Genomic DNA, 20,137 nt, shown 5'->3' with positions numbered 1-20,137 from the left:
TATGGTCATATAAGTCACTTATGGGCGATTGTTCCCATTGTCCGCGCTTTGAGGCGTCCCGTCAGCCCCGCGCTGCCAGACGGGACCCCAGCTGCCCGGCCGTGTCCCCGGCGGATGGCCGGGTGCGGATCGGCGCGCCACCATCCCTCGATCCGCTGGGCACGATCGTGGGGTCGGTGGTGGTGCTCGAGTCGGGGGAGGGCACGAGGTCCGAGCAGCGCCGTGGCCGTCAGAGGAGACCCCGGTCGTCGGTCCCGCCGAACGGGACGGGGGGACCGGCGGGCGGCCGAGGCCGGCGCGAGGACGGCGGGTCAGGCCTCCAGCCCCCTGCGGAGCAGCGTCCACACCCGTTCGGCGGTCTCACGCCGGTCGGGGGCGGGGGTCTTGGCGAGCACGCCGGCGAGCATTCCCACGGCCAGGACCAGGTCGTCGGGGGCGAGGTCCTCGCGGACACGACCCGCGCGCCGGGCCTCGGGCAGCGCACCGGCCAAGAGCTTCGCCACCCTGTCGCGCACCTGGATGAGGCGAGGGTCGGGGTCCATCGGGGGCACGCTGACCATGTCGATGAACGCGGTCGAGGCGATGGTCTGCTCGGTGATCAGGTCGAGAACGTCGGCCAGGGTGGCGCCGGGCTCGGCGGCCAGGGCCTCCAGGTCGGCCACGGCGTCCTCGAACACCGCGAGGGCGAGGCTGACGCGATCGGGGAAGTGCCGGTAGAGGCTCCCCTGCCCGACCCCTGCCGCCCGGGCGACCATGCTGAGCGGCGCGTTGTACCCGGCGCCGGCGAAGACCTCGCGGGCCGCGGCTATCAGCGCCGCCCGGTTCTCCGCCGCGGCGCTTGGTCCTCTGTTCGGTCGACGCACAGTGTGCACATCGCCTACAGTAGCAACCGGACAAGGTTGTCCGGTTGCTGACGTCGCCCCGGGCCGCGGCCGAGCCGCGGCGCACCGAACGGACGGGGGCGTCGCCTGCGGCCAGGCCGCCTTCGTGCCGCGACCGAAAGGACGAACACGTGACGACCTTCGCCTTCGACGACCGCGTCAGCCTGGTCACGGGCGCGGGCTCCGGAATCGGCAGGGCGATGGCCTTCGCCTTCGCCAAGGCCGGGGCCCGCGTCGTGGTCTGCGACGTCGACCGCGAACGCGCGGAGCCGACCGCCTCGGGCATCGGGGACGCGGCCATCGTGGCCGCCGCCGACATCTCCGACGAGGCGTCGGTAGGCGCGCTGGTCGAGACCGCGATCAGCGCGTACGGCCGGATCGACGTGCTGTGCAACAACGCCGGGATCATGGACACCATGGCCCTGCCCGCCGACATCCCGGTGGGGCTCTGGGAGCGGGTGCTCCGGGTCAACCTGACCGGCACGTTCCTGGTCACCCACGCGGTGCTGCCGCACATGCTGCGCGAGGGAAGAGGCGCGATCGTCAACACCGCCTCCGAGGCCGGCATCAGGGGCGGGACGGCCGGTGCCGCCTACACCGCCTCCAAGCACGGCGTCGTCGGCCTGACGCGCAGCGTGGCGTGGGCGTACGCCAAGGACGGCATCCGCTGCAACGCCATCCTGCCGGGCCCCACCCTGACCGGCATCGCCTCAGCGGAGAGCGTCGGGAGCTTCGACCCGACGGGCGCCGCCCGCCTCGCGCCCGTGCTCGCACGCGGCGAGCGGATGGCGCAGCCGGAGCAGATGGCCGACGCCGCCCTCTTCCTGGCCTCGGACGCCGCCTCGTTCGTCAACGGAGCGATCATGCCGGTGGACGGCGGCTGGTCGGCGGCCTGACGAGGCGACGAGTCCTTCCGATTCCGATCACAGGAGACACGATGAGCGACACCAGCCGGCAGACACCGCACTACCCCTTCTCCCCGCCCGGCGCCTTGGAGCCCCCTCAGGAATGGGCCTCGCTGCGCGAGGGCTGCCCCGTGGCCCCGATCCGCCTGGCCAGCGGCGATGAGAGCGTGCTGCTGACCCGCTACGCCGACGTCAGGCAACTGCTGTCGGACCCCCGCTTCACCCACCACCTCGACAGCGCCGACGCCGCCAACATCACCGCGAACGAATCCGGCGGGGTGTTCGGCTCCGGCGGCACGAACATGGGAGCCGACGCCCACCGGCAGTGGCGCCAGCTGATCGGCAAGGCGTTCACCGCCAAGCGCGTCTCCGCCATGCAGCCCGGGATCGAGGCCATGGCCGAGCACCTGGTCGATGAGATGATCAAGCAGGGCTCCCCCGCCGACCTGGCCGGCGCCCTCGGCTTCCCGCTGCCGGTGTGGGTGATCTGCGACCTGCTCGGCGTGCCGGACTCCGACAGGGACAGGTTCTCCTACTGGTCCGACACCATGCTCAGCCTCACCAGGTTCACCCAGGAGGAGATCGACGCGGCCCAGGCCGAGTTCGACGACTACCTGCGCGCCCATGTCGCGGCCAAGCGGGCCACGCCGGGCGACGACCTGATCAGCGAGCTCATCTCACTCGTCGGCGCGCTCGAAGGGCGCATGACCGAAGAGATCATGATGCTCACGGCCAAGGGGCTGCTGATCGCCGGTCACGAGACGACCTCCAACATGATCGGCAAGATGGTCGCGATGCTGCTGGCCGACCGCGGCCGATGGGAGCGGCTGCTCGCCGACCGCTCGCTGATCCGCCTCGCGGTGGAGGAGAGCCTGCGCTACGACGCCAACCCCGGCTTCGGGATTCCCCGCTACATCAGCGAGGAGATCCAGGTCGACGACATCACGGTCCCCGCGGGGACCACAGTGGTGTGCAACCTGGCCGCGGCCAACCGCGACGAGCGCCAGTTCGACCACGCCGCCGACATGGACCTGACCCGCTCCCCCAACCCCCATCTGGCCTTCGGCGCGGGGCCGTACGCCTGCCTCGGGCAGGCGCTGGCCCGCACCGAGCTGCAGACCGTGCTGAAGGTGCTGCTCGACCGCCTGCCCACGCTGGAGCTCGCCGTGCCCGCCGCCGACCTGGCCCGCCGCGAAGGGCTCATCGTCGGCGGCCTGCAGCAGGTCCCCGTGCGCTGGTGACGCGGCGTCGCTGAGAGAGAGGAACCGAAGATGAACATCGCTGTTGACCAGGACAAGTGCTGCGGCGCCGGACAGTGCGCGCTGCTCGCGCCCGAGGTGTTCGACCAGGGCGAGGACGACGGCATCGTGATCCTGCTGGACCCGTCGCCCGCCGAGCGGTTCCACGCCGCCGTCAGGGAGGCCGCCGACGTGTGCCCGGCCTCCGCGATCAGCGTGGACGTCCGGCCTTGACGGTGCCCGACGACGTGGTGATCGTGGGCGCCTCCGCCGGTGGCCTGGCCGTGGCGGAGGCGCTTCGCCGCAAGGGCTATCAGGGCGGCCTGTCGCTGCTGGGCGCCGAGTCGCATCCGCCCTACGACCGGCCGCCGCTGTCCAAGCAGGTGCTGTGGCCGCGACCGGGCGCGGCATGGGGGTCGACGTCACCCTCGTCGGCCTCGGTGCCGCGGTCCTGGCCGACCAGCTCGGCGACCTGGTCGGCGGGATGCTCACCCGGCTGCACGCCGAGCGCGCCGTCCGGCTGCGGCTCGGCGTCGCGGTCGAGGGCCTGTCGGGTTCCGGCGGCAGGGTCTCGGGGGTACGGCTGGCCTCTGGCGAACTCCTGCCCGCCGAGACGGTCGTGGTGGCGATCGGCTCGCGCCCGGCGACCGGCTGGCTCCACGGCAGCGGGCTGTCCGTGCGTGACGGCGTGCGGTGCGACTCACGCTGCCGCGCCGCCCCTGGCGTCTACGCCGTGGGCGACCTGGCCTCCTGGCACCACGAGAAGCTGGATCGCAGGCTGCGGCTGGAGAACAGGACCAACGCCGTCGAACAGGCCCAGATCGTGGCGGCCAACCTCCTCGGCGAGGACCGGCCCTACGTTCCCCTCCCCTACTTCTGGACCGACCAGTACGACACCAAGATTCAGGCTCACGGCTTCTTCCCTCCAGGCGCCAGGGCGGACGTGGTGGAGGGCGACCTCGAGCAGAACCGCTTCGTCGCGCTCTATCACCTGGAAGGGAAGGTCACCGGAGTACTCGGCTGGAACATGGCCAAGGCCGCCCGCCTGCATCGCGGCCGGGTGGCCGACGCCATCGGCGTCTGAACTCCGAGCGGCCTCACGTGATCGGCAGCGTCCCGCCTTGTGCTCCCGGCTGGCGGGCGCCGCCTCATTGCGGACATAATCCCCGGATGGACGGTCGGGGAGCTGCGTTGGCGCGCGTCATCGCCTGGGGTGTCGCCGTCGTGTCCCTGGTCGCGGTCGTGGTGGCGTTCCTGATCCAGGCGCGGCTGCCCGAGGCGTGGCGGCCGTCCATCCCCGCCACGCCCGACCACGCGGCCGGGCTCGCCTTCCCGCTCGTCGGCGCCTTCGTCGTGGCGCGGCGTCCCAGGCTCGTCGTGGGCTGGCTGATGTGCGCGGGCGGGCTGTTCGCAGGGCTCAGCGTGCTCGCCGGGATGCTGATGTTCCAGGCGGCGGGCGTGGGGTCGATGGAGACGGCGGGCGTGCTCCGCATCGCGTCGGGGATCACGTGGGCGTTCGGCGGCGGTATCCTCGCGGTCCTCGTGCCGCTGCTCGCGCCGGACGGCAGGCTGCCCTCGCCCAGGTGGAGGGCGCACGTGGCGGTGAGCATGACGGTGTTCGCCACGCTCGCCTTCCTGCTCGCCGTCCGTCCGAAGCCCGCGCCCGGCGCGCTGCGCCGCCCCGCGGTCATCCCGAACCCGCTGAAGATCGAGGCGCTCGCGCCTGTCCACCTCCAGCTCTACGAGGCCGCCTACCTGGCCATGGAGGTGTGCGTCGTCGTGGCGCTGATCGCGCTCGCCACGCGCTTTCGCAGGGCCGGCCCCGCGATGCGCCGACAGATCGCGTGGCCGCTCGCCACGTTCGCCGTTTACATCGTCTTCCTGCTGCTCGGCGACGGCTACTGGGCGCCCGCCGTCTTCTGGACCACCCTGATCCCCGTCGCGCTCATGGTGTCGATACTGCGCTACCGGCTGTTCGGCATCGACACGGTCGTCAGCCGCGCCTTCGTGGCCGCCGGCCTGATCGCGGCGGTCAGCGCCGTCTACTTCGGCGTGGGCGCCGTCTCGAGCCTGGTGGTCGCCGGATACCACCAGGTGGCGGGGCTGGCCGCGGCGCTGTTCGCCGGCGCGTTCTTCCAGCCCATGCGCCGCCTCCTGCAGCGGGCGGTGGACAGGCTGATGTACGGCCCCGTCGGCGATCCGCGCCTGCTGGCCGAGCGGCTCACGCAGGAGGTCAGGCGCGCGGACCCTGCTGAGGCCCTGAGCGTGGTCGTCGAGGTCGTGCGGGACGGCCTCGCGGTGGACGGCGCCGCCGTACGCGTGAGCGGGGGCCTGTCCGTCGAGAGCGGCGACGTGGGCGCCTCACCCCGCGAGATCGCCCTGGTCTGGCACGGTGAGCCCGTCGGACGCCTGCTGATCGGCCGGCCGGGGGCGCGCAGGTTCGCCGCGGCGCACGACGAGCGGGTCATCGCGACGCTGCTGCCGTATGTCGCCGACGTGGCGCACGCCGCGCGTATGGCGGCCGACCTGCAACGTTCACGCGAGCGCATCCTGGCGGCCCGCGAGGAGGAACGCCGCAGGCTCCGCCGTGACCTGCACGACGGCCTCGGGCAGACGCTCGGCGCGATGGCCATGACGATCAACATCGCCCGCATCAGCATCAAGCGCGCTCCCGGCACCGCGGACGACCTGCTCAAGGACCTCCACAGCGGCATGGAGGCGGTCACGGGCGACATCCGGGAGCTGGTGTACGGCCTGCGCCCTCCCGCGCTCGACGACCTCGGCCTGGCGCAGGCCGTACGGCAGCTCGCCGAGGCGACGCTGACCAGGGCCGACGAGGAGGGCACCGCCGTCGAGGTGGTGGTGGACGGCGAGCTGGGCGACCTGCCCGCGGCCGTCGAGGTGGCCGCCTACCGGATCGCGCAGGAGGCGGTGACGAACGTGCGGCGGCACGCGCGGGCGTCATCGGTCAGGATCGCCCTGGTCCGCGAGGCCGGCCAGTTCGTGGTCAGCGTCGAGGACGACGGCGTGGGCCTGCGTCAGGACTGCAGGGCGGGAGTCGGCACCTCGTCGATGCGCGAACGCGCGGCCGAGCTCGGCGGCTCCTGCTTCGTCACCTCCCGCCCGGGTGGCGGCACCCTGGTGGAGGCCAGATTGCCGGCCGCCGCCCCGCTTGCCGAGGCGGGGCGGGCCGGCCGAGGAGCCGCAGGGTCGGCCCGCGAGTGACGAGACCACCGCGGGGTGAGGCGGGCGGCGAGCGGAATCAGCCGGCGAACCGGCTCAGCTCGAGGGTGTACTCGAGCGCAGGGCGGCCGTCCAGCACGGTCTCGCCGGTGGCGACGAATCCGGTGCGGGCCAGCACGGTCTGCGAGGCGAGGTTGTCCAGCGTCGTGGCCGCTCGCAGCGTCGTCAGGGCGTACTCGGTGGCGGCCAGGGCGCACACCCGGCGGACGGCGGTGGTGGCCAGGCCCTGGCCCGAGGCGCTCTTGGCGATCCTGTAGCCGAGCTCGGCCGAGCCGTCCGCCACGTCGACCAGGTTGACACGGCCCAGGATCACGCCGTCGCCGTCGACGAGCACGTGGAAGTGGATCACCCCTGCGGCCTGCTCGTCCAGCAGGGCGGCGTGGCGTGCGTCGAACTCGGCGAAGTAGGCGTCACCGCGGTCGGGGATCGAGGCGGCGAAATAGGCCCTGTTCTCCCGTTCGAACGCGAGCAGGGCGGAAGCGTGGTCGGAGCGGAGGCGCTGCAGCTCGGGCATGGGACGCACGCTACCTTGACCGCCCGGCATGCGGCTTTCATGGTCATCCATCGAGCCGCCGGGCGCGACGCCGTCCCGACGTCCCCGAGGAGGCCGTCAGCCGGTGCGCAGCGCCTCGACGACGGCGACGGCCTCCTTCAGCAGGTCGACGGGGCAGCCCCAGTAGTCGTAGATGCCGCCGCGCGCACGGTTGCTGCCGCAGATGACGAAGACGCCGGTTCCCAGCTCGGCCTTCAGGTGGCCGGCCAGCCAGCCGACGAAGCCGCTGTTGTCGAGGTCGGCGGGGAAGTGGAAGGAGAAGACGCCGAAGCGTTCGGTGTCTCCGCCGCCGCTCGGCAGGGGGACCAGCCGGCTCCAGCTCTCGCTGTCGCGGACCACCGCCAGGGTGTCCTCGGTGAGCGCCGGCGGGCGATCGGCGGGGAACTCCTCGAAGTGCCACACGCCGTCGTGCACGGTGAGGTCGGCCATGGAGATCACCTGGCGCAGGCGCTCCTCGGTCTGTTCCCGGGTCTCCACACTGACGCTGACCATGACAGGGCCCCCGATCCTCGAGACCATGATCCGCTCGGGATCACCGGACGGCCGCCATCCTCGCACACCGCGCCCTGCCGCCTGCCTCCGAGGCGCTTCCAGCGGGCCACCGGCTCGCTCCCGCGCGCGAGGACGCCGCCTCGGCGCGGGAACGAGCCCGAACTCCCGTCAGCCCAGGATCTCCGGGCGGATCCTGGCCCATTCCAGCGAGTGCCTGATGCCCTCGGCCACCGTGTGGCGAGGCTCCCACTCCAGCAGGCGCCTGGCCAGCTCCGTGCGGGTGTAGGCGCCCGCCACATCACCGGGCCTCGGCCCCGTCTCCACGACCTCGATGGGCCGCTCGACCACCTCGTTGAAGGCGTCCGCCAGCTCCCGCACCGTCGTTCCCCTGCCGGTGCCGAGGTTGATGACGTCCTCGGTGAAGGAGCCGAACCGCTCGAGGGCGGCCACGTGCGCCGTGGCGAGGTCCCACACGTGGATGTAGTCGCGGATGCCCGAGCCGTCGCGGGTCGGCCACGACGTGCCGGTGACCTGGAACGGCGTGCCCTCCTCCCACGCCTCGATCATCTTGCCGAGCGCGTGGCTGGGCCTGCGCAGCTGCAGTCCCGTGCGCATCTTGGGGTCGGCGCCGATCGGGTTGAAGTAGCGCAGCGACAGGATCCTGATCGGCTGCGTGGCGCTGATGTCGGCGAACATCCCCTCGCACACGGCCTTGGTCCGCGCGTACGGGCTCTGCGGCGCGAGCCCCGAGCTCTCGTCGACGGTGAAGTCGTCGCCCGCCTCGTAGATCGAGGCCGACGAGCTGAAGATCATCCTTTCGCAGCCGTTGCGCAGCAGGTGCTCGACGAAGTCGAGGCTCTTGGCCACGTTGGCGCGGTAGTAGCCGACGGGGTCGGCCACCGAGTCGGGCACCACGATGAGCGCCGCGCAGTGGACGACGGCCTCGATGTCGGGATGCTCGGCGAAGATCGTGTCGATCAGGCCGCCGTCGGCGATGTCACCCTCGTAGAAGGCGCGCCCCCGCGCGAACTCCCTGCGCCCGGTGACCAGGCTGTCGAGAACGACCGGCGTGATGCCGGCGTCGAGGCAGGCCGAGGCGACGGTGCTGCCGATGTATCCGGCCCCGCCGGAGATGAGGACCTTCACGGGGCGACCCGCCCGTTGGCGACGAAGGCGGCGTGCGTGAGGGGCATGAGCTCGGCCCAGGCGGCCTCCATCTTCTCCGCCACCATCTCGATCTCACGCTGCGGGAAGGAGGGCACCTTGGCCTGCTCGTTCTTGGTGCGCAACGACAGGAAGTGCATGAGGGAGCGGGCGTTGCAGGTGGCGTACATCGTGGAGAACAGGCCCACGGGCAGGACGGCGCGGGCCACCTCGCGGGCCACGCCCGCCTCCAGCATCTCCTGGTAGGCGGCATACGCCTGCCGGTAGGCGCCCTCCATCGCCTCGGTGACGAGCTTGTGCTGCTCGGGCGAGCCGTCGACGAAGACGTAGCGGCCCGGCTTGCCCTCCTGGACGAGCTTGCGCTCATGGCCCGGAACGTAGAAGACGGGCTGGAGCTCCCTGTAGCGGCCGCTCTCCTCGTTGTAGGACCAGCCGACTCGGTGCCGCATGAACTCGCGGAACACCAGGATCGGGGCGCTGACGAAGAACGTCATGGAGTTGTGCTCGAACGGGCTGCCGTGCCTGTCGCGCATCAGATAGTTGATCAGTCCCTTGGACCGCTCGGGATCCTTGCCGACCTCTTCGAGTGACTGCTCCCCCGCGGTCGACACCCTGGCGGCCCAGAGCACATCCGTGTCGGACGCGCTGTGCTTGACGAGTTCGACCGTGACGTCGTTCAGGAAACGCGGCTCGTCGCTCACTTAGTGGATCCCCCTTGTGCTCGGCGTTCTGGCCGCCCGCCATCGTACGCCCGTCGTCACAGAGAACGGGCCCTCGCACCGCGCCTTGGCCGCGGCTCCCGGCTAGTCTCTCCTGACGTGAACGTGCTGTGGATCGGGGGGCCGCCGGGATCGGGGAAGACGACCGTGGCCAGGAGGCTGGCGCGCCTTCACGGCCTGCGGCGCTACGACTCCGACGCCCGCACCTGGGCGCATCGCGACCTGGCCGTCAAGGCGGGCCATCCGGCCGCGCTGCGGTTCGAGGAGCTGACGCCCGCGCAGCGCGCCGCCGCTCCGATGGAGGAGCGCCTGGCCATGTGGCTGCAGGCCGAGCGCGGCCCCATGACCGTCGCCGACCTGCGCGCGCTGCCGTCCTCGCCGCTGACCGTGGCCGAGGGCACGCAGGTGCTGCCTGGGATGCTGCCCCCCGGTAGCAGGGCGGTGTGGCTGGTGCCGCCCGCCGAGGTACGGCTGGCCAGGCTGAGGGCGCGGCACGGACCCGGTTGGGCGCCCGAGCTCTACCTTCGCCTCGGCGAGCTGATCGAGGCGGAGGTCGAGCGGGCCGGTGTCGCGGTCATCACGCAGGAGGACGCGCTGCCCGAGGTCGAGCGCTTCTTCGCCGCGGAGCTGGCGGCGGGTCCGCTGGCGCGGGGGCCCGAGGAGCGGGCGCGGTTGCTGCGTGAGGCCAACGAGGCGGTGGCCGAGCAGTACCGCGCCTTCTTCGCCCGCCCATGGAGCCCCGGCGTCTCCGGGACGACCGCCCGGCCGTTCATGTGCGAGTGCGCCGATCCCCGCTGCGACCTGCAGGTGTCTCTGGTGATCGAGCGGCTGCCCCCTGCGCCCGTGCTGGCGCCGGGTCATCGGCCCTGGAACCGGCCGAAACAGGCCGGCGTGAGCGGTCAGAGCCGGTAGACGCGGCGGGCGTTGCCCGAGCCCGCCATGTGGGCGACGCGGGCGGCGTCGGCCGCGCTCCACTCCCCCGACTCGACGCGCCTGCCCAGCGCGCCGGCCATGCCGAGCCTGAAGTAGACGGCCCCGAGGTGGCAGCCCTCGGCCAGGCCGTAGCAGTCGGAGCTGAACAGCTGCTTGTGGAAGGGCACCAGTTCGAGCAGCTCGTCGAGGATCCTGGCCGACCCCGCGGCGGTGTGGGTGAGCGTGAGGCCGACGTCGACGTAGAGGTGCGGGAAGACCGAGGCGAGGTAGGCGGCCTGGCGGTGGAAGGGGTAGCAGTGCAGCAGCACGACGGGGATGCCGAGCGGCTGCAGGGCGCGGATGAAGCCGGTCATCTGGGCGGGGTCGGCGCGCGCCAGGTCGAGGTCGGCGTCGCCGTAGCCGGTGTGGAACTGGATCGGCAGAGGGCGGTCGCGGGCCACGTCGACGGCGGTCCAGAGCAGGTGGCGCAGCAGGATCGGATCGACCAGGCGCTCTCGCGGGTCGGACAGGCGGCGGTTGGCGGCGGCGATGACCGAGCCCCTGCTGGGTCTGGAGGGGTCGAAGTCGAGGCCGCAGCGGTACGCGATGATCGACTTGAGGCCGACGGCGCGGGCCGCCCTGGCGACGAGCTCCTCGCCGAGGCTGTCCATGTAGTCGACGGCGACCGCCGCGCTCTCGGCGATGTCCTGCTCGACCTGCTCGAGCCTGACGATCTCGTCGGCCGCGGCGCCGCCGTGGCGGCCCATCTCGGCGGCCGAGAGCAGGTCGGGGGCCTCCAGTCCGGTGTCGACGAGGAAGGCGACCACCCCTGAGGCCTGCAGCAGCCTCCTGTTGACCTCTCCCGCGCCGAGCTCCTGGCGCCTGCCCAGGTAGACGGCGGGGGCGACGTGCGGTTCGAGGTCGAGCACGGGGGCGCACCAGCGGCGGATAGCCGCGCCGAGCGGGGTGTCGAAGTGTGTGGTTCCCGGCGGGGCGGGTGTGCGCGACTCGCCGATCAGCAGCTCGAACTGGGCCCTGCTGAGGTCGTCGCGGCGCACCCCGTGGCAGTGGTGGTCGACGAGCGGGGCGAGCAGGGCGTCGCGCACCGCATCCGGCAGGTCTACGGGGAGCATGCGCCTGACTCTAGAGCGTGATCGCCGGCGAGATCCGGGCTTTTGCCCACTGCGTACGTTGGGGCGACCCCGGCCGCGCGGCCGGGGTCGCGTGTCCTTCAGGCCCTGCGCGACAGCCGCAGGACGTTGGCGATGACCTTCGCGCCCGCACCGCCCTCCGCGGTCAGGATCGACTCGGGGTGGAACTGTACGGCGAAGCGCCTGTTGGCCACGTCCTCGATCGCCATCACGTTGCCGTCGGGGGTCAGCGCCGTCGCCTCGAAGCCGACGACGCCCGGCCGCTTGGCGTGCAGCGAGTGGTAGCGGGCGGCGACGAACTCGGCGGGCAGGCCCTCCAGCAGGGCGCTGTCGCCGAGGCGGGAGACCTGGCCGCGCTTGCCGTGCTCGGGGTAGTCGAGCAGTTCGAGGGCGCCGCCCGCGTGCTCGACCATGGCCTGCAGGCCGAGGCAGACGCCGAAGACCGGCAGGCCCCTGACGTAGACCTGGTCGATGAGGGCGGACATGCCGAAGTCGGAGGGCCAGCCAGGCCCCGGCGACAGGACGACCAGGTCGGGGGCGATCTGGTCGATCATCTCCGCGGGGAAGCCGTGGCGCAGGGTGACGACGTCGGCGCCCTCCTGGCGGAAGTAGTCGGCCAGGGTGTTGACGAAGGAGTCCTCGTGGTCGACGAGCAGGACCTTCATGCCCAGGCCCGGCTGGTCGCGCACGGGGCGTTCCCGGACGGCGGAGGGCTCGTTGACCGCGGCCAGCGCGCCGAGCAGGGCGCTGGCCTTGAGCTCGGTCTCGCGCTCCTCGGCCTCGGGGTCGGAGTCGAACAGCAGGGTGGCGCCCGCCCTGACGGTGGCCACGCCGTTCTTGATCTGGGCGGTGCGCAGGGTCAGGCCGGTGTTCATGGAGCCGTCGAAGCCGATGAAGCCGATGGCCCCGCCGTACCACCTGCGGGTGGTGGCCTCGTGGTCCTCGATGAACTGCATCGCCCAGGTCTTGGGCGCGCCGGTCACGGTGACGGCCCACATATGGGTGAGGAAGGCGTCGAGGGCGTCGAACTCGGGGCGCAGCCGGCCTTCGATGTGGTCGACGGTGTGGATGAGGCGGGAGTAGAGCTCGATCTGGCGGCGGCCGATGACCTGGACGGTGCCGGGGACGCAGATGCGCGACTTGTCGTTGCGGTCGACGTCGGTGCACATCGTGAGCTCGGACTCCTCCTTCACGCTGGACAGGAGGGTGCGGATGGCCTCGGCGTCCTCGACGGGGTTGGAGCCGCGGGCGATGGTGCCGGAGATGGGGCAGGTCTCGACCCTGTCGCCGGTGACCCGGACGTACATCTCGGGCGAGGCGCCGACCAGGTGCTCGCCGTCGCCGAGGTTGATGATGAACTCGTAGGGCGCCGGGTTGGTCAGGCGCAGGCTGCGGTAGAAGGCCGAGGGGTCGGTGCAGGTGGCGTGGAAGACCTGGCCTGGCACGACCTCGAACAGGTCGCCGCGCTTGAACTTCTCCTTGGCCGCCGCGACGACGGTGGCGTAGGCGCCCTTCTCCGGGTCCTTCGGGACCTCGGTGGGGGCGACCTGGGGGAAGGTGTCGCCGGTGCGCTCGAGCCCTCTGGTGGAGACGCCGTCGACGACGAACTCGTAGCGGTACTCCACGCTGGTCTCGCGCTGGCGGTCGATGACGACGAGCCTGTCGGGCAGGTGCAGGACCAGGTCGCGCTGGTCGGCGGGCCTTTCCAGCTCGTGGCGGATGGGCTCGAACTGGAAGGCCAGGTCGTAGCCGAAGGCGCCGTAGAGGCCGAGGTGCTGGTCCTCGCCCTTGAAGGCGGCGATGACCTCGCGGATGGCGGTGAAGACGGTGGGACGGCGGCTGCGCATCTCCTCGGGGAGCAGGTCCTCCGACTCGGGGATGTGCACCTCGACGTGGACGCCGGTCGGCTCGGAGACCGGCTTGCCCGCGGCCAGCAGGCAGGAGGCGATGGCGGGCAGGACCACCTTGCCGCGCTCGTTCAGCGCCCTCGCGGCGATGGTGCGGCCTCGGGCGACGAGCTCGACGCAGGGGTCGACGTAGCCGAACGCCCATCGGCTGTAGCGGCCGGGGTAGTCCATGCCCGACGAGAACGCGCCGCCGCGTCGCTCGCCGAGCTCGGTCACGATCTGCTCGAGGGCCTCCTCTGGCACCTCACGGACCTCGCGCTCGACGCTGACGCCCCCGGCGGTGGTATATCCGCTCGTCTCCACTCAAAGCCCCTTGTTAGCTCATGAGCCCCGGGGCGGAGACAGGAAAGGCCGCCTTCCGGGGCGGCCGTCCGTTGAGGAATGCGAATCTGGCGCCGCCTAGGAGCGGCGCCACCACTGAAGCTGCAAGCCGATTCGCATGGCCCAAGGGTAGCCGCCCGATCGGAGATCACGCAACGCGGACACACCGCGCCGCTTCAGCGGTTGACCAGGGGTGCCAGCTCGGGTCGCTTGGGGCGGACGCCGTCGCCTGAGGAGCGTCCCTGGATGCGCCTGTTGATCCACGGCCCGAGGAACTGCCGCGCCCATCGCAGGTCCTCGCGGCGGGCGTCGGTCCACTGGGCGGGCAGCAGCGGCGGGTACGGCTCGCGCCAGTCCTCCTCCACCGCCACCCCGAGCACCTCGGCCGCGTGCAGGGCCACCCTGCGGTGCCCGTCGGGCGACAGGTGGAGCCTGTCCATGTTCCACGCCCGCCTGTCGCGCAGCACCGCCATGGGCCACATGTCCACCAGGAAGGCGTCGTGGCGGCGCGCGATGTCGTGGATGTGCAGGTTGAAGATCTCGATCTTGCTGTGCGCCAGCCGCATCACCGGGACGTCGCGCAGGTCGAACCCGGTGAACAGCATCACCCTCGAGCCGGCCTGCGTGAGCGCCGCCACGCCCTGCTCCAGCCTGGCCGCCACCACGTCGGGGCCGCTGCTCGGCCGCAGGATGTCGTTTCCTCCCGCGCACAGCGACACCAGGTCGGGCCCGAGCTCGACGGCCATCGGCACCTGCTCCCCGACGACCTCGTCGATCAGCCTGCCGCGCACGGCGAGGTTCGCGTACGCGAGCCCCGGCTGCTCGGCCTCGATGTGCTCGGCCAGCCGGTCGGCCCATCCTCGGTAGCCCTCGTCGGCGGGGTCCTCGAGACCCTCGGTGAAGCTGTCCCCCAGAGCGACAAACGACGCAATTCGTCCCATGACCGGATAGTTTGCCAACAGGCGATCTCCCTACGCGACCGTAGCCTGGGGTGACGGGACTCACCTTGTCGAGGCCGCTCCCCTTCTGTTACTGGTTAGTAATGCGGGTTCGAGTCGAGAGGGACCTTCCCGTCCCGATGCGGGACGGCGTGACGTTGCTCGCCGACCGTTACGTGCCGGTCGGGGCCGAGCGCGCGCCGGTGGTCCTGATCCGCTCGCCGTACGGCAGGCGCGGCCTGTTCGGCTACGCCTACGGGCGGGGGTTCGCCCGCCACGGCCTGCAGGTGGTGATCCAGAGCTGCAGGGGCGGTTTCGGCTCGGGCGGGATGCTCGACCCGCTCGGCGACGAGCACGACGACGGCATGGCCACGGTCGAGTGGCTGCGCGGCAGCCCGTGGTATCCGGGCGCGTTCGCGATGCACGGCCCCTCCTACCTCGGCTACACCCAGTGGGCGATCGCCCCCTACGTGGGAGCCGAGCTCAAGGCGATGGCCACGCAGATCACCGCCTCCCAGTTCAGGGACGCCGCCTACGTGGGAGGGGCGTTCGCGCTGGAGTCGGCGCTGAGCTGGACCACGCTGACCAACGGGATCTCGCGCAGGTTCGGCGGCGCGTCGGTGCTGACCGCGCCCAGGCTGACCAGGAGGGCGGTGCTGTCGGGGCGGCCCGTCGCCGAGCTGGACCTGGTGTCGGCGGGGCAGGCGCTGCCCTTCTACAGGGACCTGCTCGCCCACCACGCCGACCCGGCGGTGCCGTACTGGCACAGGCGGGACTTCTCTGCCGAGGTCGGGAGGGTGGAGGCGGCCGTCACCATGCTGGGCGGCTGGTACGACGTGTTCCTGCCGTGGCAGCTGCGCGACTATGTGGCGATGCGGGCGGCGGGGCGGCAGCCGTACCTGACGATCGGGCCCTGGTGGCACATCGACGTCAGGCACGGCCCCGTGACCAGGGCCGAGTCGCTGGCCTGGTTCCGCGCGCACCTGCTCGGCGACCGGTCGGGGCTGCGGGACTCCCCGGTGCGGCTGTACGTGACGGGCGCGAGGGAGTGGCGCGACTATCCCGACTGGCCGGTGCCCGGCATGCGGCCCGTGCGCTGGCACCTGCAGCGCGCCTTCGGCCTCGGTCCCGACGGGCCGCTGGAGGCCGAGCCCGATCGGTACAGGTACCACCCCGGCCATCCGACGCCGGTGATCGGCGGTCCGGTGCTGCTGGCCGACTCCAGGCCGCGCGACCAGCGCCGTCTCGAGGCGCGCAGGGACGTGCTCGTCTACACCTCCCCCGTGCTGCGGGAGGACGCCGAGGCGATCGGCCCGGTCTCGGCCGAGCTGTTCGTCAGGTCGAGCACGCCGCACGTGGACGTGGTCGTGCGGGTGTGCGACGTGCATCCCGACGGGCGCTCCATGAACGTCTGCGAGGGGGTGCGGCGGCTGTCGGCGGCCGACGGGGGTGACGCCGACGGCGTGCGCAGGGCCTCGGTGGACCTGTGGCCGATCGCGCACAGGTTCGCCAAGGGGCACAGGATCAGGGTGCACGTGGCGAGCGGCGCCTACCCGACGATCGCCCGCAACCCCGGCGCCCCCGGGTGGGACGCCCCGGGGGTGCCCGCCGACGTCGAGGTCTTCCACGACCCCTCGCGCCCTTCCTCGCTCGTCCTGCCCTTGACGGCGGCTTGAGTTACTTGCGGGTCACTTTCCGTGATCGACGGCAAGGAAGTTGCAGGCAGAGCGGTGCATAACTGAGTCGCGAGCCCCAGGGCGCAACCGCCGGACCGGGGCCCCGAGACCTCAGGAGAGCACCATGAAGCGCACCTCGCTCGGTCTGGCAGTCCTCGCGATCGCGGGCCTGACCGTCACCGCCCCCGCCGCGGCCTCCGCCGCCGTCTCAGGCTCGGCCGACCCCGGCCCCGAGACCTGCCGCCAGGGATACGTGTGGCGGGTCGCCAAGCCGTCCGACCTGGTCTGCGTCACCCCCGCGACCCGCGCCCAGGTGGCCGCCGACAACGCCGCCAGGCACGGCCGCTGGACCACCGGCGCGTACGGCCCGCACACCTGCGTCGTCCCCTACGTCTGGCGCAACGCCTACAACGGCGACGACGTCTGCGTCACCACCGGGCAGCGCGACCTGGCCGCGGCCGACAACGGCCAGAGCTCGGCGCGCAAGGTGCTGGCCAAGCTGTGGATCACCAGGTACACGATCGGGCCGAAGGACAACGGGGACGGCACCGCGACCACCACCTCGACCGACAGCATCGCCAGGCTGAAGCTGAACGGCAGCCACTACAACTTCGGCACGGTCAAGCTGGCGATCAGGTGGAGCCACAACGACGCCCTCTACTGGCACGCCAGCGTGACCGCCAAGCAGGCCTCGGGCTACCCGGGCGGGGCGTTCGGCTACCTGACCGGCAAGTTCGACTGCTCGGCCAAGGGCAAGCCGGCCAACGCCTACGCCTACGCGTACGACACGATGTCGGGCCGCTTCTCGGCGCGAGTTCCCGTCAGGATCGGCTGCGCCGTCCTCTGACGGCCGGATCACCCGAGATGGGTAGCATCGGATGGTGCGCGCCGCCCGCCTCATGTCGCTCGTCCTCCTCCTGCAGGGGCGCGGCGGGATGACGGCGGGCGAGCTGGCCCAGGAGCTCGAGGTCTCCGAGCGCACCATCCACCGCGACGTGCTGGCGCTGTCGGAGGCGGGCATCCCCGTCTACGCCGACAGGGGCAGGACGGGCGGATACCGCCTGGTCGACGGCTACCGCACCAGGCTCACCGGGCTCGACAGGGCCGAGGCGGAGGCGCTGTTCCTGTCGGGGGTGCCCGACGCCCTTCGCGACATGGGCCTGCGCGAGATCGCCGAGGCCGCCAGACTCAAGGCGGCCGCCGCGCTGGCGCCCGGACTGCGCGACGCGCCCGCCACCGCCGCCCAGCGCTTCCACCTCGACGCGCCTGGCTGGTTCGCCAGTGACACCCCGCCGCCCGAGTCGCTCGCGCCGCTGGCCAGGGCGGTGTGGGGCAACCATCCCGTGAGCGGGAGGTACAGGGAGGCGCCGCGCGCCGTCGAGCCGTACGGGCTGGTGCTGAAGGCGGGCGTCTGGTACCTGGCGGGCCGCGCGAAGGAGCGCCTGCTGGTCTACAGGGTCGACAGGTTCACCGAGGTGAGCGTCGACACCGCCAGGCGCTTCGACCGCGACCCCGCCTTCGACCTGGCGGCCTTCTGGGCCGAGCGGTCGGAGCAGTTCACCCGCTCGCTGCTCAGGACGCACGTCACGCTGCGGCTCAGCCCCGCGGGGCTGCGGATGCTGCGGCACGTGGCCGATCCTGCCGCGCTCGCGGGGGCGCTGGCCTCGGCGGGCGACGACGGCACCGTGGTGCTGGCGGTCGAGTCTCTGCAGGTGGCATACAGCCAGGTGCTCGCCTTCGGCCCCGAGGCGGAGGTGCTGGACCCGCCCGAGCTGCGCGCCCTGGTGGCCGAGGCGGCCGCCCGGATGTCCGGTCTGTACGCCGAGGACGCCCGGGGCGGCGGCCCCCGCTAGCGGTAGTCTGCGGGGTCGGCGTCCTTGCCGCCCTCCTCGACCTCCTCGATCCAGCGCCACACGTCGGGCCTGGAGCCGTCCACGTCGGTGAACCCGTACTCCTTGGCCAGTTCGCCGCTGGAGACCGACGAGCCCGACCAACGCATCCTGTCGGGGTCGGCGGCCAGCGCGGCCACCGCCCTGCCGACGTAGGCGGGCGTCTCCGAGATGGCGAAGGCGGGGCTGTGCGCGACGGCGTCGCGCCAGTTCTCCTCGGTGACGCCGAAGTTGTCCAGCATCATCTCCGAGCGCAGGAAGCCGGGCGTGATCGACACCGCCGCCGCGCCGTGCGGGCGCAGTTCGTGCGACTGGGCGAAGGCCAGCCTGCTCACGGCGGTCTTGGCCAGGTCGTAGAAGATCGAGTTGCGGTAGCGGGTGGCGTTGAAGCCCGCCGTGCCGTCGGTGACCTCCACGACCAGCCCTCCCGGCCTGCGGATGAGCAGCGGCAGCGCGTGGTGGCTGGTGATCAGATGGGTGTCGAGCGCCAGCCTCAGCAGGCGCAGCCCCTTGTCGAGGTCGTGCTCCCACACGGGGGTGTCCCACGACCACAGGTGGTCGGCGCCCCAGATGTCGTTGACGAGGACGTCCAGCCTGCCCTGCTCGCTGTCGATCCGCTCCACCAGCGCCTTGACCTGCTCGGGCACCAGGTGGTCGGTCCTGACGGCGATGCCGGTGCCGCCCGCCGCCGTGACCAGTTCGGCGCTCTCCTCGATCGTCTCGGCCCTGTCGATCTCCGAGCGTTGCTGCCGGGTGGTGCGTCCCGTGCAGTAAACCGTGGCCCCCGCCGCCCCCAGCTGGACGGCGATGCCCCTGCCCGTGCCCCTTGTGGCGCCTGTGACCAGCGCGACTGTTTCCGTCATGCCGTGATCCTCTCGCCGAAGCCCGACATCCTCTGTCATGTTTTAGCGATCCGCGCTGTGATAAGCAGTTGGTTACTATGAACACCGAATTCGAGCTTCGCGGCGTCAACCACATCGCGCTGGTCTGCTCGGACATGAAGCAGACCGTCGACTTCTACTCCGGCGTCCTCGGCATGCCGCTGATCAAGACGATCGAGCTGCCCATGGGCTGGGGCCAGCACTTCTTCTTCGACTGCGGCGGCGGCAACGCCCTCGCCTTCTTCTGGTTCCCCGACGCGCCGGACGGCGTGCCCGGCGTCTCCCAGCCCAGGAACCTGCCCGACAGGGGCGAGCTGCTCTCGGCGGTGGGCTCGATGAACCACCTGGCCTTCGACGTGCCGCCTGAGAAGATCGAGGAGTACAGGGAGCGGCTGGTCGCCAAGGGCATCGACGTCGGGGTGCTGCTCAACCACGACGACAGCGAGTTCGGCGTCGCGCCCTCCCTGCACGACGGCGTGTTCGTGCGCTCCATCTACTTCAAGGACCCCGACGGCGTGCTGATCGAGTTCGCCTGCTGGCTGCGCGAGCTCGACCGCCCCGAGGACGTCCGGCACGAGCCGAAGACCGCCGCCGACAGGACCCTCTGATGCCGCGCCTGCGCCAGGTGCCCCGTGAGGAGGTCGGCGACCCCGTGGTCGCGTTCTTCTACGACCGGCTGCTGACGCCCGAGGGCACCGCGACGGGCTCGCCCGGCGACTGGTGGACGGTCTTCGCCCAGGACCCGGCGATCTTCAGGCACTGCGTGAAGGGCTTCCAGCTCTACCGTGAGTCCGCGCTCGACCCGGTGCTGCGCGAGCTGGGCCAGACCCGCGCAGGATGGGCCGGGCAGTCGCAGTTCGTCTACTCCCAGCACTGCAAGCAGCTGAGGGCGCTCGGCGTGCCGGAGGAGAAGGTGCGCGCCGTCGCGCACTGGCAGGTCAGCGAGGAGTTCGGCGAGCTGGAGCGGGCGGTGCTCGCCTACACCGACGGCCTGGTCCTCGACGGCGGCAGGGTGCACGACGAGGTCTTCGCCGTGCTGAAGCGGCACCTGCCCGACGAGCAGATCCTCGAGCTGACCTACGTCACGTGCCTGTACGAGATGCACGCGACGATGGCGCGGGCGCTGCGCCTGGAGTTCGACGACAGGCCCGATCCGATCACCGAGGTGCCCGCCCCCGAGGGGTACGGCACGCGCGACATCGCCGACGAGCTGACCGTTCGGCGCGAGGACCCTACCGTTCAGCGATCTACGAGCTGACGGGCACAG

20 protein-coding genes are annotated in these 20,137 nt (G+C 71.8%); 11 read left to right on the top strand and 9 right to left on the bottom strand.

Features of this window, described 5'->3' with window-relative positions:
* Positions 1 to 311 precede the first annotated feature (311 nt).
* Positions 312 to 872, bottom strand: coding sequence for a TetR family transcriptional regulator (locus tag ABFX55_RS08695; RefSeq protein WP_346119379.1), 561 nt, complete (start codon positions 870 to 872; stop codon positions 312 to 314).
* A gap of 140 nt (positions 873 to 1,012) precedes the next feature.
* On the opposite strand from ABFX55_RS08695, the gene ABFX55_RS08690 reads away from it, so the two are divergent.
* From ABFX55_RS08690 to ABFX55_RS08670, 5 genes are all read left to right on the top strand, one after another.
* Positions 1,013 to 1,777, top strand: coding sequence for an SDR family NAD(P)-dependent oxidoreductase (locus ABFX55_RS08690; protein WP_346119377.1), 765 nt, complete (start codon positions 1,013 to 1,015; stop codon positions 1,775 to 1,777).
* Positions 1,778 to 1,818: 41 nt separating this feature from the next.
* Positions 1,819 to 3,027 (top strand): cytochrome P450, encoded by a 1,209-nt coding sequence (locus ABFX55_RS08685; RefSeq protein ID WP_346119375.1) that lies wholly within the window; start codon positions 1,819 to 1,821, stop codon positions 3,025 to 3,027.
* Between the two features lie 30 nt (positions 3,028 to 3,057).
* Complete coding sequence (locus ABFX55_RS08680; RefSeq protein WP_346119373.1) at positions 3,058 to 3,258, top strand: ferredoxin; 201 nt, start codon at positions 3,058 to 3,060, stop codon at positions 3,256 to 3,258.
* A gap of 154 nt (positions 3,259 to 3,412) precedes the next feature.
* Positions 3,413 to 4,108 carry an FAD-dependent oxidoreductase gene (locus ABFX55_RS08675; RefSeq protein ID WP_346119371.1) on the top strand — a complete coding sequence of 232 codons (696 nt, stop codon included), beginning with the start codon at positions 3,413 to 3,415 and terminating at the stop codon, positions 4,106 to 4,108.
* A 107-nt stretch (positions 4,109 to 4,215) separates the two neighbouring features.
* Positions 4,216 to 6,249 (top strand): sensor histidine kinase, encoded by a 2,034-nt coding sequence (locus tag ABFX55_RS08670; protein ID WP_346119370.1) that lies wholly within the window; start codon positions 4,216 to 4,218, stop codon positions 6,247 to 6,249.
* Positions 6,250 to 6,286: 37 nt separating this feature from the next.
* Here ABFX55_RS08670 and ABFX55_RS08665 read toward each other — a convergent pair whose 3' ends face one another.
* From ABFX55_RS08665 to thyX, 4 genes are all read right to left on the bottom strand, one after another.
* Entirely contained in the window at positions 6,287 to 6,781 is a 495-nt protein-coding gene (locus ABFX55_RS08665) for a GNAT family N-acetyltransferase (RefSeq protein ID WP_346119368.1), read from the bottom strand.
* Positions 6,782 to 6,877: 96 nt separating this feature from the next.
* Positions 6,878 to 7,312, bottom strand: coding sequence for a DUF6196 family protein (locus tag ABFX55_RS08660; RefSeq protein ID WP_346119366.1), 435 nt, complete (start codon positions 7,310 to 7,312; stop codon positions 6,878 to 6,880).
* A 168-nt stretch (positions 7,313 to 7,480) separates the two neighbouring features.
* A complete protein-coding gene (galE, locus tag ABFX55_RS08655; RefSeq protein WP_346119364.1) occupies positions 7,481 to 8,458 on the bottom strand; it encodes a UDP-glucose 4-epimerase GalE in 978 nt (325 codons plus the stop codon).
* Positions 8,455 to 9,177: an FAD-dependent thymidylate synthase gene (gene thyX, locus ABFX55_RS08650; RefSeq protein ID WP_183661433.1), complete on the bottom strand. Its 723-nt coding sequence runs from the start codon at positions 9,175 to 9,177 to the stop codon at positions 8,455 to 8,457. Before thyX ends, galE begins: the two co-directional genes overlap by 4 nt.
* Before the next feature lie 117 nt (positions 9,178 to 9,294).
* On the opposite strand from thyX, the gene ABFX55_RS08645 reads away from it, so the two are divergent.
* Positions 9,295 to 10,107, top strand: coding sequence for a P-loop nucleotide/nucleoside kinase family protein (locus ABFX55_RS08645; protein ID WP_346119362.1), 813 nt, complete (start codon positions 9,295 to 9,297; stop codon positions 10,105 to 10,107).
* On the opposite strand, the gene ABFX55_RS08640 is transcribed toward ABFX55_RS08645, so the two are convergent.
* The 3 genes from ABFX55_RS08640 to ABFX55_RS08630 all read right to left on the bottom strand — a co-directional run bounded on the left by ABFX55_RS08640 (position 10,095) and on the right by ABFX55_RS08630 (position 14,427).
* Positions 10,095 to 11,240, bottom strand: a complete 1,146-nt coding sequence (locus ABFX55_RS08640) for an amidohydrolase family protein (protein ID WP_346119360.1) — start codon at positions 11,238 to 11,240, stop codon at positions 10,095 to 10,097. The two genes, ABFX55_RS08645 and ABFX55_RS08640, sit on opposite strands and share 13 nt — an antisense overlap.
* Before the next feature lie 98 nt (positions 11,241 to 11,338).
* Complete coding sequence (locus ABFX55_RS08635) at positions 11,339 to 13,468, bottom strand: anthranilate synthase component I (protein WP_346119358.1); 2,130 nt, start codon at positions 13,466 to 13,468, stop codon at positions 11,339 to 11,341.
* Between the two features lie 194 nt (positions 13,469 to 13,662).
* Positions 13,663 to 14,427 (bottom strand): SGNH/GDSL hydrolase family protein, encoded by a 765-nt coding sequence (locus tag ABFX55_RS08630; protein WP_346119356.1) that lies wholly within the window; start codon positions 14,425 to 14,427, stop codon positions 13,663 to 13,665.
* Between the two features lie 101 nt (positions 14,428 to 14,528).
* Between ABFX55_RS08630 and ABFX55_RS08625 the strand changes: the two genes are divergently transcribed.
* From ABFX55_RS08625 to ABFX55_RS08615, 3 genes are all read left to right on the top strand, one after another.
* Positions 14,529 to 16,100, top strand: coding sequence for a CocE/NonD family hydrolase (locus ABFX55_RS08625; protein ID WP_346119354.1), 1,572 nt, complete (start codon positions 14,529 to 14,531; stop codon positions 16,098 to 16,100).
* Positions 16,101 to 16,224: 124 nt separating this feature from the next.
* Positions 16,225 to 16,947, top strand: coding sequence for a hypothetical protein (locus ABFX55_RS08620; protein ID WP_346119352.1), 723 nt, complete (start codon positions 16,225 to 16,227; stop codon positions 16,945 to 16,947).
* 34 nt (positions 16,948 to 16,981) lie between these two features.
* The gene (locus tag ABFX55_RS08615; protein ID WP_346119350.1) at positions 16,982 to 17,953 is read left to right on the top strand and encodes a helix-turn-helix transcriptional regulator; all 972 of its coding nucleotides are present in this window, start codon (positions 16,982 to 16,984) and stop codon (positions 17,951 to 17,953) included.
* Here ABFX55_RS08615 and ABFX55_RS08610 read toward each other — a convergent pair.
* Positions 17,950 to 18,852, bottom strand: a complete 903-nt coding sequence (locus ABFX55_RS08610) for an SDR family oxidoreductase (RefSeq protein ID WP_346119348.1) — start codon at positions 18,850 to 18,852, stop codon at positions 17,950 to 17,952. The genes ABFX55_RS08615 and ABFX55_RS08610 overlap by 4 nt on opposite strands.
* Before the next feature lie 77 nt (positions 18,853 to 18,929).
* Here ABFX55_RS08610 and ABFX55_RS08605 point away from each other — a divergent pair, with 77 nt between their 5' ends.
* Together ABFX55_RS08605 and ABFX55_RS08600 are read left to right on the top strand one after the other, a co-directional pair.
* Complete coding sequence (locus ABFX55_RS08605; protein WP_346119346.1) at positions 18,930 to 19,478, top strand: VOC family protein; 549 nt, start codon at positions 18,930 to 18,932, stop codon at positions 19,476 to 19,478.
* Positions 19,478 to 20,128 carry a carboxymuconolactone decarboxylase family protein gene (locus ABFX55_RS08600; protein WP_346119344.1) on the top strand — a complete coding sequence of 217 codons (651 nt, stop codon included), beginning with the start codon at positions 19,478 to 19,480 and terminating at the stop codon, positions 20,126 to 20,128. Before ABFX55_RS08605 ends, ABFX55_RS08600 begins: the two co-directional genes overlap by 1 nt.
* The last annotated feature ends 9 nt before the right edge of the window (positions 20,129 to 20,137 follow it).

The sequence above is a fragment of the Nonomuraea roseola genome, assembly GCF_039535395.1.
GTDB classification, from domain to species: domain Bacteria; phylum Actinomycetota; class Actinomycetes; order Streptosporangiales; family Streptosporangiaceae; genus Nonomuraea; species Nonomuraea roseola.
The sequence above is the reverse complement of the archived record's forward strand: the minus strand, read 5'-3'. Positions and strand labels throughout refer to the sequence as shown.